13 protein-coding genes are annotated in these 13,854 nt (G+C 52.0%); 3 read left to right on the plus strand and 10 right to left on the minus strand.

Annotation, left to right across the window (positions count from 1 at the left end; genetic code table 11):
* Nucleotides 1–222 precede the first annotated feature (222 nt).
* The 7 genes from IEY53_RS12045 to gpr form a co-directional block, all read right to left on the minus strand.
* On the minus strand, nucleotides 223–639 hold the full coding sequence (locus IEY53_RS12045) for a GNAT family N-acetyltransferase (protein WP_189025159.1): 417 nt from the start codon (nucleotides 637–639) through the stop codon (nucleotides 223–225).
* Between the two features lie 84 nt (nucleotides 640–723).
* Nucleotides 724–1,215 (minus strand): N-acetyltransferase, encoded by a 492-nt coding sequence (locus tag IEY53_RS12050; RefSeq protein ID WP_189025286.1) that lies wholly within the window; start codon nucleotides 1,213–1,215, stop codon nucleotides 724–726.
* Nucleotides 1,216–1,308: 93 nt separating this feature from the next.
* On the minus strand, nucleotides 1,309–2,481 hold the full coding sequence (gene hemW, locus IEY53_RS12055) for a radical SAM family heme chaperone HemW (RefSeq protein ID WP_189025161.1): 1,173 nt from the start codon (nucleotides 2,479–2,481) through the stop codon (nucleotides 1,309–1,311).
* Between the two features lie 105 nt (nucleotides 2,482–2,586).
* Nucleotides 2,587–4,401, minus strand: a complete 1,815-nt coding sequence (gene lepA / locus IEY53_RS12060) for a translation elongation factor 4 (protein WP_189025163.1) — start codon at nucleotides 4,399–4,401, stop codon at nucleotides 2,587–2,589.
* A 91-nt stretch (nucleotides 4,402–4,492) separates the two neighbouring features.
* Nucleotides 4,493–4,975 carry a hypothetical protein gene (locus IEY53_RS12065; RefSeq protein WP_189025165.1) on the minus strand — a complete coding sequence of 161 codons (483 nt, stop codon included), beginning with the start codon at nucleotides 4,973–4,975 and terminating at the stop codon, nucleotides 4,493–4,495.
* Nucleotides 4,976–4,989: 14 nt separating this feature from the next.
* Nucleotides 4,990–6,324: a stage II sporulation protein P gene (locus IEY53_RS12070; RefSeq protein WP_189025167.1), complete on the minus strand. Its 1,335-nt coding sequence runs from the start codon at nucleotides 6,322–6,324 to the stop codon at nucleotides 4,990–4,992.
* Nucleotides 6,325–6,549: 225 nt separating this feature from the next.
* Nucleotides 6,550–7,551: a GPR endopeptidase gene (gene gpr, locus IEY53_RS12075; RefSeq protein ID WP_189025169.1), complete on the minus strand. Its 1,002-nt coding sequence runs from the start codon at nucleotides 7,549–7,551 to the stop codon at nucleotides 6,550–6,552.
* 177 nt (nucleotides 7,552–7,728) lie between these two features.
* On the opposite strand from gpr, the gene rpsT reads away from it, so the two are divergent.
* The 3 genes from rpsT (at nucleotide 7,729) to IEY53_RS12090 (ending at nucleotide 10,307) form a co-directional block, all read left to right on the plus strand.
* A complete protein-coding gene (gene rpsT / locus IEY53_RS12080) occupies nucleotides 7,729–8,001 on the plus strand; it encodes a 30S ribosomal protein S20 (RefSeq protein ID WP_189025171.1) in 273 nt (90 codons plus the stop codon).
* A 665-nt stretch (nucleotides 8,002–8,666) separates the two neighbouring features.
* Nucleotides 8,667–9,554: a CPBP family glutamic-type intramembrane protease gene (locus tag IEY53_RS12085; protein WP_189025173.1), complete on the plus strand. Its 888-nt coding sequence runs from the start codon at nucleotides 8,667–8,669 to the stop codon at nucleotides 9,552–9,554.
* Nucleotides 9,555–10,307: a MerR family transcriptional regulator gene (locus tag IEY53_RS12090; protein WP_189025175.1), complete on the plus strand. Its 753-nt coding sequence runs from the start codon at nucleotides 9,555–9,557 to the stop codon at nucleotides 10,305–10,307.
* 414 nt (nucleotides 10,308–10,721) lie between these two features.
* Here the strand turns inward: IEY53_RS12090 and holA are convergent, their stop codons facing one another.
* The 3 genes from holA to IEY53_RS12105 form a co-directional block, all read right to left on the minus strand.
* Nucleotides 10,722–11,741 (minus strand): DNA polymerase III subunit delta, encoded by a 1,020-nt coding sequence (gene holA, locus IEY53_RS12095; protein WP_189025177.1) that lies wholly within the window; start codon nucleotides 11,739–11,741, stop codon nucleotides 10,722–10,724.
* 246 nt (nucleotides 11,742–11,987) lie between these two features.
* Nucleotides 11,988–13,250, minus strand: a complete 1,263-nt coding sequence (locus tag IEY53_RS12100; RefSeq protein ID WP_189025179.1) for a zf-HC2 domain-containing protein — start codon at nucleotides 13,248–13,250, stop codon at nucleotides 11,988–11,990.
* Nucleotides 13,247–13,798, minus strand: a complete 552-nt coding sequence (locus tag IEY53_RS12105) for an RNA polymerase sigma factor (RefSeq protein ID WP_189025181.1) — start codon at nucleotides 13,796–13,798, stop codon at nucleotides 13,247–13,249. Before IEY53_RS12105 ends, IEY53_RS12100 begins: the two co-directional genes overlap by 4 nt.
* Between the last annotated feature and the right edge of the window lie 56 nt (nucleotides 13,799–13,854).

The raw sequence follows: 13,854 nt of genomic DNA on the forward strand, positions 1-13,854 counted from the left end.
AGCCTGTGGCCAGGATTCGTTAGCACTCGACTCAGATGAGTGCTAACCACTACTACAAAAATACCAAACAGACATTGACGTTGTCAAGTCAGTTCAGCAAGCCGGACCTCTTTTTCATTACAGGGCCATCAACAATCTCAGCTAAGGGGGACCGCGGCTGCTTCATTATATAGTATGCATTAAACCGGCTTCCCGGAAACCCGTCTTACCGCAGTGCCTATGTTACAGCTGTTTCTTCAAGTAGAACTTAGTCTGCCCAGCCAGCGGACAATCTTGAATCTCCCCAAAAATTTCATAGCCCTGCTTCTGATAAAATCCCGGTGCTTGCCAGCTCATTGTCGTGAGCTCGCTTACCTTACAGCCCTGTGCCTTGGCCAGAGCCTCCATCTGCTCAAGCAGCAGCGCTCCCACACCGTGCCCTCTATAAGCCTCATCAACCGCCAGCAATTGAACATGCAGGATATTCCAGACCATCTCGCCGGTAATGCCGCCTGCATAAGCACCGTGCTCATAGGCTGCAAGGGAGATCGTCTGCCGCTCATAAGGGGGGATATTCTGTAAACGGGCGTGACCGTGCTGCTCCAGCAGTGCAGAGATCCGCTCTTGATTCATTTCGTATTCCGTCTCTTTGATCTCCAATTATATCTCCCCTTTCAGACTGATAATCTGTCCGCTTCCGTTGTCTCTCCAAAAAAATACCAAGCCGACATTGACAGTGTCAAGTCAGCTCAGTATTTTGAGTACCGCTATTTCATCGCAAGCATTCTGCTTGGCGCAGTTCACGCAATCGGTCCAGACCTTCTCCGGGAAAATCTCCTTCTCCACCACTTCAAATCCGTTCCGGAGAAAAAAATCAACCTCATAGGTCAGGGCCATTACCTTGGGAATCTGCTGGCGTCCAGCCTCTTCCATCAGCTTGTTCAGAATCAGCGAACCAATGCCTTTCCCCCTGCCTTCGTCACGCAGACCAATGGAGCGGATCTCGACAAGATCATTCCCCAATCGGAACAGTGAGCCGCAGCCCACGAACCTTCCTTCTATCTCGGCCACCACGAATTGATCGATCTGGCGCCCCAGAGCCTTACGCGAACGGGGCAGCATGATGCCGCGCTGGGCATATTCCTCTATCATCAGGTACAGCGGTTCAACATCCTCCACCGTAGCCGTTCTGCATATCACCTTCGCCCCTCCGGCCGGAGAGACCTTGCGGGACATTTCCGTTTTGGCAAGCACTCTGAGTCACCCCTCTGTCAATAATATGAATAAATATACAACAGAGTGAATGACAATTCAAGGGGTATTTTAAAATTAAACCTCTGTCAAGGCGCCAACAAATTCGCCGAATACATCATTGCCGAACAGAATCCCCTGCTTGCTGAGCCGGTAGGTCCCCCCGCCTTGCTCAAGCAGTCCCGCATGCACCATTTTATGCAGTGGAGCCGCAAAAACTTCCTCCATCGACCGCCCAAATTGCGCCTGGAACGCCGTATCCGAAACGCCTTCGCGCATGCGCAGGCCAACCATCATGAAGTCCTCCATCGCCTCCTGCGGGGAAATGGGGTAGGCATCCAGACGCGGCAGACCGCTGCGGGTAGCTTCTACATACGGATTGACGCCCTTGATATTGATATGCCGCTGACGGCCTACATATCCATGCGCTCCTGCACCAAGCCCATAGTAGTCCTGATTGCGCCAGTAAGTAATGTTATGGCGGCTCTCCATCCCCGGCTTGGCGAAGTTGCTGATTTCATATTGATTATAGCCCGCTGCCTCCATGGACGACATGAGCAGCAGATACATTTGCAGTTCATCCTCTTCATTCGGGAGCGGGAGTTTATTCTTATGGAACAAGGTGTGAAAAAGTGTATTCTCCTCCACCTTGAGGCTGTAGATGGAATAATGGGGCAGTTTCAGCTCCAGTGCCTTGCGGATACTCTCGGCCAGCATGTCTACCGTCTGGTTCGGCAGGCCGAACATCAGATCCACCGAGAGGTTGTCGAGACCGGCTGCGCGGGCATTCTCCAGGCTGCGGTAGACATCGTCAACGTTATGAATCCGGCCAATTCCGGTCAACAGCTCATTCTGGAAGGCCTGCACACCAAAACTGACCCGGTTCACGCCGCCGGCTTTCATGACAGCAAGCTTCTCGGGATCGGTCGTGCCGGGATTGGCCTCCATCGAGAATTCAATATCTTCCGCCCAATGAGGAAAATGGGTCCGTACCGATGCCAGAAAATAAGCCATCTCGTCCGGCTTCAGCACCGTTGGCGTTCCCCCGCCCACAAAGATAGTTTTGATCACACCGGGCGGCGTTTCCTCTACGGTCAGCTCCATCTCCCGGTCCAGTGCGCGTAAATAATCCATAACGGGCTGATCCTTCAGGACATAAGAATTAAAGTCGCAGTAAAAGCATTTGTTCGTGCAAAATGGGATATGAATATATACCGCCTCAGGGGGACGGCTGTTATTGGTGGTTGTCATTAGCTGTCTCCTCCATGTAGATCTGAAATGCAGTTATACAACTGCTTATACAAGCCAGAAAAGGGAAGCCTGACGGCTTCCCTTACAGGGCATTCGCTTACGGGGTTACTCGTCAATCTTCAGCACAGCCATAAATGCTTCTTGCGGCACCTCTACGCTGCCGACCTGCTTCATGCGCTTCTTGCCTTCCTTTTGCTTCTCCAGCAGCTTCCGCTTACGCGAAATGTCGCCGCCGTAGCATTTGGCCAGAACGTTCTTGCGCATCGCCTTTACAGTCTCACGCGCCACAACCTTCGTGCCGACAGAAGCCTGAATCGGCACCTCGAACATTTGCCGCGGAATAATGCCGCGCAGCTTCTCACAGATAATCCGTCCGCGGTTATAAGCGCGGTCACGGTGCACGATAAAGGACAATGCATCCACCTGTTCGTTGTTAAGCAGAATGTCCATCTTCACCAGGTTGGAGCGGCGGTAACCGGAAATCTCGTAGTCGAAGGAAGCATAGCCCTTCGTACCCGATTTCAACTGGTCAAAGAAATCATAGACAATCTCCGACAGTGGAACCTCATATGTGATCGTTACCCGGTTGGTATCCAGGTACTCCATGTTGACGAACTCGCCGCGCTTATTCTGGCAAAGCTCCATTACCGTTCCTACATAGTCATTGGGTACGATAATGGCAGCCTTGACGTAAGGCTCTTCCACATAATCGATGGTGCCGATCTCCGGATAGTGCGACGGGTTGTCGATCTGAATCATTTCGCCGCTCGTCAGCATAATCCGGTAAATAACACTCGGCGCCGTGGTGATCAGCGGCAGATTGAATTCGCGTTCGATCCGTTCCTGAATAATCTCCATATGCAGCAGTCCAAGGAAACCGCAGCGGAAACCAAAGCCGAGTGCGCTTGAGCTCTCCGGCTCGAAGCTGAGCGAAGCATCATTCAGCTGCAGCTTCTCCAGCGCTTCGCGCAAATCGTTATAATCGGACGTTTCAATCGGATACAGTCCGCAATACACCATCGGATTAATCTTACGGTAACCTGGCAGCGGCTCGGCTGTCGGGTTCTTCGCATCCGTCACGGTATCCCCGACACGCGTATCACCGACGTGTTTGATGCCGGCCACGATAAATCCAACGTCACCGATATTCAGCTCATTCACAATCGTCATGCGCGGCATAAAGGAACCGACCTCGATGACTTCAAACGTCTTCTCGGTAGCCATCATCTTGATCTTGGAACCGGCGCGGATACTTCCATCCATAACACGCACATAGACGATTACGCCTTTGTAGGGATCGTAGTGGGAGTCAAAAATCAGCGCTTTCAGCGGTTCGGCAGCACTTCCGGTTGGAGCCGGAACCTGCTTCACCACCTGCTCCAGAATTTCCTTGATGCCGATACCGGCTTTGGCGGAAGCCAGAACAGCTTCGCTTGTATCCAGCCCGATCACATCTTCAATCTCCTGCTTGACCCGTTCAGGGTCGGCACTCGGCAAGTCGATCTTGTTGATGACCGGCACAATCTCCAGGTTGTTGTCGAGCGCCAGGTACACATTGGCAAGCGTCTGGGCTTCAATCCCCTGCGCCGCATCCACAACCAGCAAGGCACCTTCACAAGCCGCAAGACTGCGGGATACCTCATAGGTAAAATCGACGTGTCCCGGTGTATCAATCAAGTTGAGCAGATACTCTTCTCCGTCGTCTGCACGATAGGTCAGACGTACGGCCTGCAGCTTGATCGTAATACCGCGTTCGCGCTCCAGATCCATTTGGTCGAGCACCTGTTCCTGCATTTCACGGGAGCTGAGCGCGCCCGTATATTCCAAAATGCGGTCTGCCAGCGTCGATTTACCATGGTCTATATGTGCAATAATCGAGAAATTGCGAATTTGTTGTTGTCTTTTCTGTACGTCAGTCATTCCTTACCCCCACAGACAGCCTGATGTTAATCCACTTATTATAACAGTACAAGCTCCCCCCATCAACCACAACCCTGGAGCTTAACCCGTCTCACTCTTCAGCCGAAGCGAACAGGGAAACCACCCAGCGTATACTCTTTTGTGAAGCCTGCTGCAGCAGGCTGGCCGTTTTGTCCGCCAGCACGTCTACGGACGGCTTCTGCTCCTCGGGAATCAGTATTTGCTCCGGGCTCCTCACACTGTAATCCTGGGCCTCCTGCTGCGGCAGCGCGCCGGTGGCAGGCCCGGGACTGCCACCTTGCGGCTGCCCCGGGACAGCTGCCACGTACGCCCCTGTTACTGGATCAACCGTCACCGGGACGTAGACATAAGCCTGTCCCTCTTGGGCTTTACCGTCCGCTTTAGGCCGGGATTCGATGCCGGTCTGGCCAGCCCCTTCTGTTGCCGGCGTTGTCGTCCAGTCTGGCAGTACCTGCGGGGCCCGACCCCCTCCTCCCCCAAAATGCAAGCCAACCAGAATGCCGAGGCCTGCCCAAATGGCGACGATTACCAGCTTTTTACCGAATCGTGACATTGTATTCCGCCTCCTCATTTTTGGGTACCGCTGTTCTTCGCCGGGGTTGTAGACAGTTCCGGACCATCCGCCTTCTGGGCGTCCTGGCTGCTCCAGTACACATCTGCAATGGCATCGGCAAGCAAATCGGCCGTCCGTTTCAATTCATCGGCAGTGTTGTCAATGCCGCCCACTTCAATCAGGACGCTATTGGGGGAGAGGGTCTGATTGTATTCCCCATTGTTGCCCTTGCCCGCGGCTTTCCCCCAGATCCCGCGTGAGATGCCGGGGTAATTTTTCTCAAGCAGCTGATGAATCTGGTTTGCAAAGGCCTCATTTTTCTTCCAGTTCTCATTGGCATGGCCGAGAATAAAATACACCTGCGCATAACTTTTCCCGTCAATGACCGCCGTTGTTTTGCCATGGCGCTGTGAATCGCGGTGAATATCGATCAGCCCGTTCATCTCTTTATGTGCAGCCAGTGCCGATTTGATCGTGATCCGGGAGTATTTATAAGAAAAGTTCCATTTGTAACCGGCTACCTTGGTCGCATAATCATCCTGGGAATGGACGGCTCCAATCCCGCGCTCTTCCAGACGTTTGCTAATATAGGAACCTACCAGCATGACATTCCGGGTTGGATCGGCAGAGCTTGGATTGTCGCTCGCCGCTCCCAATAGCGGATTATAAGCTTCCCGGGGATGCGAATGGTAGATCAGAAAACGTTTGATTGAGGTATCCTCGGCACCCGCCCCCTTATCCCCATTCCCCTTGCCCTCTCCTGTCCCGGCGCCAGCTCCGGGGTCCACCGGTGCCGTAGTCGCTTGAGGTTTGTCTGGAGCTTGTCCGGGCTCGTCCGTATTCTCAGGTACGGGGGGTGCATCGTTTCCGTTTCCGTCTTCGCCTGCTGCCGGATCGTCCGTTCCCGGATGATAATCGGCCGGGGCTCCGCCTGTTCCCCCCGAGCCGCTGCGCAGCAGGAACGGATCATCCGCGCCCATTCCCGGCACTTCCCGGGAGAGCAGGCTTTTGGGGTCATTTGGATTCACGCTCGTCAACAGCTGGAATGCGAAAGAAGTCACCTTTTTCCCAGACAACGCGGAGGGTTCCTTGCCTTGCGGCAGATGTGGAACCTCCATTCCCAGGATATCCATAAAGAACCCGCTCGATAACGTAGCGGCTAGTCCTTTCATCGAAGGAATCGGGGAGGAATTCAGCTTTTGTCCGGCCAGTCCCCCGGCACCCAGCAGCACAAAAAATACAAGTGAACCGCAAGCAAGCAGCAGCATCGTTCTCCCCAGCGACAACATATCCAGCATTCTTCCGCGTATACGGCTGATGTTCCATAACCGAAACCATTTTCTGTTCATGATATTTATGTCCTCCTCCAGCCCTCTGAAATCTCTTATACTTCAAATCTATGAGCGGAGGGGTCATGCTAGAACCGAAAATACGAGGGCTTAAAGAGAGACTCTCTATATTAAATAGAGAGGATTGCCCAGATAGATTGCAACTTGGAAAAGAACGCAAGAAAGCCGGCCCCTGTAAGCAGGCCAGCCGCAGTCTGCCGGGGGACCGGCGTTTCCATCCATTAATTAGTGGGTATAAGCTCCGACATTTTCCGGGTCTACCGCTTCATGCAGTGCGGCATTCAAGCCGCTGGCTACCACATTGGCGATACCTTCGATGAACTCGTCAATTTCCTTGGGGGTAACTATCAGATCATGCCCGAGCGGCTCCAGCACCTCTTTTACCAATGCCAGCCGGTCCTGCTCTGAAATATCGTCTAGCATGCCCATGATCTCCTTCGTATGCCCGGAATCCGGTCCGAAATGATTCTTCATCATTTCCAGCACATTATTGACAATGGTCGAGGCGTAGACCACGGTAGGAACCCCAATAGCGATGCAGGGGACGCCCAGAATTTCCTTGGTCAGGCCGCGCCGTTTATTGCCAATGCCCGATCCGGGATGAATGCCGATATCGGCAATCTGGATCGTGGTATTGATGCGTTCCAGAGAACGGGAAGCCAAAGCATCTATGGCGATAACAACCTCCGGTTTCGTGCGGTCGATAATCCCCTGCACCACCTCACTGGATTCAATGCCTGTCAGACCCAGCACACCGGGGGCGATGGCGCTGACATTGCGGTACCCCGGAGCTACCTGATCCGGAACAAGCTCATAGAATTGGCGGGTAATCAGCGAGTTCTCAACTACCAGCGGACCGAGCGAGTCAGGAGTAACATTCCAGTTGCCCAGGCCCACAATAAGTACAGAAGCATTTTTGCCAATGCCAATATGCGCCAGAAAATGCTCAAATTCACGCGCAAACGCATCAGCCACCTTTTGCTGCAGCCCCGTATCTCCGCCGCGGAGCGCAGGCACCTCAATCGTCACATAATTGCCTATGGCCCGGCCGATAGCCTGTGAACCCGCAGGTGTTGCCACACCAAGCCGGGTAATTTTAATCCCTTCCGACTCTTCCACTTGCTCGTTCACACCGGGGATAGGCGACTTTTGCAGCCCCTGGGCCATTTCCTTCGCTTCGACCGCCAAATCCGTACGTACCGAATACAGCTGCAGATCCAGTTCCATTTTCGTCCTGCCTCCTTATGCATTTGACGTTAGTGTGCGGGAGAAAGGCAATGATTATACAGATGGGCTGCATGAACTTTGAAAGCTTTTCCTTGTTGCAATTTGCTACCCTTCATGCTAAACTACTGTAAGTTGTGAATTATTGAGATTTGTAATGTCTTACAGGAGGTGAATGCAATGCCAAATATTAAATCCGCGGTTAAACGCGTCAAAACGAACGAAAAACGTCGTGCACTGAACGCTTCCCAAAAGTCCGCGCTTCGTACAGCTGTGAAAACTGCTGATGTAGCACTGACTGGTACTGAAGTTGAAACTGCTCAAGCTGCTTTCCAAGCTGCTTCTCAAAAGCTGGACAAGGCTGTTACTAAAGGTCTGGTTCATAAAAATGCGGCTGCCCGCAAAAAATCCCGCTTGGCAAAGAAATTGAACGCTCTTCAGGCTCAAGCCTAAGACGACATTCATAATGAGCATTGAAGAACCTGACCGCTATGCTGCATACGGTTAGGTTTTTTTGCGCTTTAATTTGCCAGGATAGGCCCAAGTTGAATAGGCTTCTCATGACAGCAGAGCAGAGAATCTCCCATTACTGGAGAATCGCTGCTTTTTCGTTTGGGTCATCTGCGGCTTGTTTCAGCAGATGATGGGTGGACAGCCGCCCGAACTTCGGGCGTCACTTTTCCAGCCCGCGAAGCGCCTCTTCCGGCCAGCCGCCTCTCTTTTCGCCCTATACCGCGCCGGGCGCTCCTCGAGAGGCATTTTTGCCTCTCTTTTCGCCCGAAACCGCGCCGGGCGCCCCATGAGAGGCATTTGTGCCTCTCCTTTCGCCCATTCCCGCGCCGGGCGCCTTATGAGAGGCATTTTTGCCTCTCTTTTTGCCTAGTTGGCCAGCACTTCCCTTTTACCAAAGTGCGGTTACAAAGTAAGCGTCAAACCCCGGCCACCTTCTATAGTGTAAGATCTTGTGAGAAAATGAAGGCAACCTAACTCAACCAGTAGGTTGTCTTCATGGCGGACTCACCTTGTCCGCTTGGTGCGCTGCTCATCACATCACGAAAAAAACGAACTTGACCCTTACGTATACAGTAGGCTTTATAATGTACGGGGAGGGATTCAGCATGATAAAATTGGATAGACACAGGACATCAGGCCGTTCACATTGGCAAGCATTTGTCGTACTTGGTTGGCTGACCATGACGATTGGATTGTTTATGGCTACGGTATTGGGGCAGTGGATACGGAATGTGGGAGGAACACAAAGTGTCACACTTCTTGCCCAGGCAGTGGTTGCGGCGTTAATCATTATCCCAGCGGTTTATATGATTCAGCATCGCTTTGGCGCAAAGCTGAAGCTGTTGCCAATTTCCCTAAACGGATTGCTTTTCTTTCTGTGTGGGTTTGGTTTACCGTCTCTTATGGCCGGAGTGGGATTGTTTATTGCGGAGTCGCAGCAATGGGTTTTAATCACAGAGTGGCATTTGACGGCTGAACTGTTCGCAGCGATATTGGGCAATTTAGTTATAGCCGTTCTCTATGAAGCGTTGCCTGAGGAATTGACACTCAGAGGTTTGGTATACAGCGGACTGCGTATGCGACTGCCGGTTATTTTTGCATACATGGGCCAGGTGATTTTGTTTGTATTGGTTCCAGTTACTGTCCTCGCATTGCAAGAACTGACGGGGATGACAGCGGGGGGCGCTATTACGGTTGAGTATGTGATTCTCCTGTTATGCTTTGGTGTAACCTTGCAGTTGTGGCGCAGTTTGACTGACTCTTTATGGGCTTCTATAGGATTTCATTTAGCCTATTTGGGAATATCCAGATTTGTCATCCTGCCTCGCGGCGATCTTGCAGTAATAACCTACACGGAGCAAGAGGCAGGGACAGGCGATCTGTTTATTTTGTTCGGTATGGTGATTTTGGGCACGGCACTGGTTTTGCTCGTTGTAAAAGCAGGACAATGGGTAGTGAAAAAAAGAAAGCGAAGTAGGAAAGAGGCGAATTGAATGTATAGCGTCGGTCAATTGGGAAAAAAAACGGGGGTGTCGATACGCGCGCTGCATTATTATGAAAAACTCGGTTTGCTTCATCCTACAAGGAGTGATAGCGGGTATCGTTTATATGGGGAAAGTAGCATGATCCGGCTGCAGCAAATTACGATATTAAAAAAAATGCGCTTTACATTGAATGAAATCAGCGAAATACTCGGACAGGTCGGTAGTGACGATGCAGCAAGTCTTGCAGAAGTGTGGGAAAGAGCGTTAGAGCAACAGGTGTCAATTGTGAATCAGCAAAAAGAAAGTTTGCAGGCAGTGGAGCATCTGCTTTGGTCTGCACAATATGCCATCCGAGCAACCGGTCAAGTGAACATAAGTGAGCTTCTGAATTTCATTCGTGAGATCGAAACATTTCCTTCACCGGACAAGAGCAGACGTGAACGTTTCTTTACTGTAGAAGAGCAGATAAATCTACCAATCAATGCATTTGATAATCCCCTTGTCATGGAATGGGCAGATATCTTACGTAACATTCAAAAGCATATCAACGAACCGCCGACATCAGACGTTTCACAACAACTGGCTGCCAGAATTGATTGTTACGCAAGGCAACTGTTTAAGGGGGATGAGCAACTGCTCGAAAAATACTGGAACTATATTACCCCTAATGAAGATCAGTCTTCGATTATGTATGGCATGACAAAGGAAGTGATTGGCTATATCGAATCTATCTTGGAAATCTTCCATGGTTCCGACTTATGATTGTTGATGATTAAAGAAATTATGTTGAAATCCTACTTCACGTTACGCTTATCCTTGCATCAATAGTGCAAAGATTTTTATTTAGGATTTTTTGGTGAGCAAAGATCGTCTATAGTCGCGAGACTCGGCACCCTCTTCTCCCCTTCGCAAGGCCTTTTTGACGACGCGGCAGGATTCATTTTATGTTGCAGCCTGGATTGTCGCTCGCCCTGTCTCTGACCGGTACTTTTGTCGATGCGCTTTCACACACAGATTTCGCCATATGTAAGCATCCTAGCTACAAAGGTGGCTTGGCCCCTCCTTTGGTTGGACTTTCACCAACTAGATAACGCGTGCCTCTGGGCACGCCAACTCAAAAAAGATGCCCCAAACAGCCATTACATAGCTTTTGGGACACCTCTTAAAGTTATACCATCATGCGCCCAGACGCAGCATGAACATTTCCAGACCCATGACCTTATCGACGCCTCCGGTCTTCATCTGATAATCCAGATCGGCCAGAGCGCTCAGTATGGTTCTGAGCCGTTCGCTTCCGAATTTCCGCGCCTGCTCCCCGGCTATTTTGACGGCATAAGGATGCAGTCCCAGCTGAGAGGCAATCTGGCCTTGGGAATAGCTGAGCGCCGATAAATCCTTGACCTGCAGAATCATCCGGAACTGCCGGGCAATCAGCGCAGCAATTTTAATCGGCTCTTCGCGCTGCTTAAGCAACTCATACAGCGTATTCAGCGCCTTGTCGAGACGCAGGTTGGCAATATCCTCCACCAGCGTGAACACGTTCTGCTCCGTACCCCGGTGCACCAGGCTTTCCACAGCTGCCGGATCAACCGTCCCGCCTGTGCCGGCGAACAGGCACAGCTTGTCCATCTCTCCCGACAGCCCCTGCAGCCCCGTTCCCGCATTCGCTATGAGCGCTTCGGCAGTACCGGGAGCCGCACTGCAGCCGCGTTCCCGAATACCCTTCTCTACCCAGCGCAGCAGCTCATCTGCGCCCAGCGGATTAAAGGCCAGCACGGTTCCGGCGGCTTTGACCGCCTTGACGATTTTTTTGCGTTCATCCAGCTTGTCATGGTTGACCATGAAGACAATGACACTGAATTCGGCAGGACGCTGCAAATACTCATTCAGCACCTCTACCCGATGCTCCAGCTTGGCATTCTCCTTGCCTGCCGTGAACAAGGAGGCATCCCGCACGAGGAGCAGCTTGCGTTCTACCATGAACGGCACCGTCTCGGCTTCCTCCACAACTGCCTGCACCGGTGTCTCGGAAAGATCGAAGGGAATGACCGCGAAATCCCGGTCCTCTTTGGCAATCAACTGGGCTTCCAGCAATGCCGCAAATTCATTCATACGGAATTTCTCGCTCCCGTACAAGACGTACAGCGGAGAAATCTTCCCTTGCTTGATGTCCTTAACCGCCGTTTTGGCATCCATCCCGCCACTTCCTTTTCCATTTCTTCATCCAGTATAACAGCCCCCTCACATTCAAGCAAAAACGGAGAAACCCGGCCATATGCCCAAGTTTCTCCGTTTCAGCGGCATCTATATAAACGCCGGAAATCAGAAGCTCTAGAAACCTCCTATCCGACGGTCATACCGATGATCTTCGGTGCTGTATTTCCTGTCCTCATCCTATAATTCTATAGTATTCAGGAACAGCGAAAAATGTTCCACTTCCGCTTATTGTGCAGGCGGCGTTGCTTCCGGGGTTGCCGATGGTGTTACAGTCTGCACCGGGGCATTCGTCGCGGTTGGACTAGCCTCCGGCTGCAGGGTATAGACATTCGTAACATTGCCGTCCGCTTGCTCGGTCACATACGTAAACTGCCGGCCATCTGCAGACCATTCGGCGGAGACCAAGGCGCCTTCCAAAGGAAGCGAGGTGACCACCTGCTTCTCACCATCCGGACCCGCTGCCGGTAAATGGTAGATATGCAGTTGCTGATCGGCTACCTCTGCAGTGTACTGCCCATCCGGGGAAGCAAAATACGCTTGATTCATGAACGCCGATTCCGGGGGCACAAGACTCATGATCCCAGGGTCATCAGCCGGGGGAATTTGCGAATCCTGCATACTCCCGTCCGTGTTGCCGGCTTCGCCTGTGTTCCGCTCCTGAAGCCCGGCATTCGGCTCTTCACTGCTGCCGGGAGCTTTAGGCTCAGCGGATGGGCTGGCCTTGATCCCATTATCGGGTTTGGCTGTACTTTTCGGCGCACTGCTCTTTTGCGCCTTGACAGGCTCCTGGCTCTTAACAGCCTTCGAGCCAGGCCGTTCGTCAGGCGGTGCTGTCGGATCGTTTGGCACCACGGCGGCCGGAGACGGCGTAGCCGGAATGGCGTATTCCTCCGGGGCTGCTGCTGAGTTATCCTCTATTGGGGCATTGCTCTGCGCCATATCACCGGTAGAGGTTTCTTCGGCGGTGCTGTCAGATTTCATTGCCTTTTGATTCATTACTTCATTACTCCCGGCCGTATCCGCATTCGACTGCATCATGCTCTCTACCTGGGCACCGGGAAGGGACTCCGGCATGTTAAACAGGGCAATACCCAGTAAGACTGCCGCCGCCGCTGCACCAATGCCTGTCCGTGTTGCGATGGAAGAACCCTTGGAGGATTTCCCCCGGGTGCTTTTACGTGAAAAAGGAACAACGGCAGCCTCATCCTGCACATCCTGCTGAGCAGGCTCAGCCGAAACTGCATAACCTGCTTCGCTTCCGGCGCGGTCCAGTTCATCCAGCCGGGGCAAAATAGAGTCAACCAGACTGAAAGGGGGAGACACATCCGGAAGATGCTCCAATTCCTGGTGAAGCAGCGTTAATTGATCCAAAATCTCCGTGCAGGAAGGACAGCTGTCGATATGCCGGAACATTTCAATCTTCTCAGCGGGGCTTAAATCATGATCCAAATAGCGGTGCATCCATTCCATCACCTCCGCGCAATTCATCCCGATACACCCCCTTTCTGATACTCCTGTAGTCTGTTCTGCAGCTGTTGTCTGGCCCGGAACAAATACGATTTCACCGTATTGAGCGGCAGGTCCAGGGAGTCTGCAATCTCGTTGTATGAAAAATCCTGCAAATAACGTAATACGATGACCGTGCGGTGATGCTCCGGCAATTGGTCAATCGCCTCCCGAATGTCCTCTGCCAGGTAGGAAGACAACACTTCGCGCTCCACGTTATGTTTGTGATCCTGAAAGACCATCTCGTGCTCATCGATAGACACCGAAGGTTTGGTTCTCCTGAATTTGTCAATACAAATATTGGTAACGATTCGCTGGACCCACGTTTTGAACTGGGCTTTTTCCTCGTAGGAACCAATTTTGGTATACACCCGGATCAATGCTTCCTGAGACGCATCCAGCGCATCCTGTTCATTATGCAAAATGTAGAAGGCCGTCTTGTACACATGTCCTTCAATTTCCCGCAATAGGGTGATTAGAGCGTCGCGATCGCCCGCTTGAGCGGCTCTGATGAGTCCCTGCTCCACCACGAAGGTTCCCCCTCTCTATGCAATCTTACTGACGCGCAAGACTGCGAAATTGTTGC

The organism is Paenibacillus albidus (assembly GCF_014644435.1).
GTDB lineage: Bacteria > Bacillota > Bacilli > Paenibacillales > Paenibacillaceae > Paenibacillus_AQ > Paenibacillus_AQ albidus.

Bases quoted from the DNA above. Each gene is read 5' to 3' on its own strand.
- IEY53_RS12050 (WP_189025286.1), bottom strand. From the start codon at position 1,215: ATGTCCCGCAAGGTCTCTCCGGCCGGAGGGGCGAAGGTGATATGCAGA.
- hemW (WP_189025161.1), bottom strand. From the start codon at position 2,481: ATGACAACCACCAATAACAGCCGTCCCCCTGAGGCGGTATATATTCAT.
- lepA (WP_189025163.1), bottom strand. From the start codon at position 4,401: ATGACTGACGTACAGAAAAGACAACAACAAATTCGCAATTTCTCGATT.
- IEY53_RS12065 (WP_189025165.1), bottom strand. From the start codon at position 4,975: ATGTCACGATTCGGTAAAAAGCTGGTAATCGTCGCCATTTGGGCAGGC.
- IEY53_RS12070 (WP_189025167.1), bottom strand. From the start codon at position 6,324: ATGAACAGAAAATGGTTTCGGTTATGGAACATCAGCCGTATACGCGGA.
- gpr (WP_189025169.1), bottom strand. From the start codon at position 7,551: ATGGAACTGGATCTGCAGCTGTATTCGGTACGTACGGATTTGGCGGTC.
- rpsT (WP_189025171.1), top strand. From the start codon at position 7,729: ATGCCAAATATTAAATCCGCGGTTAAACGCGTCAAAACGAACGAAAAA.
- IEY53_RS12085 (WP_189025173.1), top strand. From the start codon at position 8,667: ATGATAAAATTGGATAGACACAGGACATCAGGCCGTTCACATTGGCAA.
- IEY53_RS12090 (WP_189025175.1), top strand. From the start codon at position 9,555: ATGTATAGCGTCGGTCAATTGGGAAAAAAAACGGGGGTGTCGATACGC.
- holA (WP_189025177.1), bottom strand. From the start codon at position 11,741: ATGGATGCCAAAACGGCGGTTAAGGACATCAAGCAAGGGAAGATTTCT.
- IEY53_RS12100 (WP_189025179.1), bottom strand. From the start codon at position 13,250: ATGAATTGCGCGGAGGTGATGGAATGGATGCACCGCTATTTGGATCAT.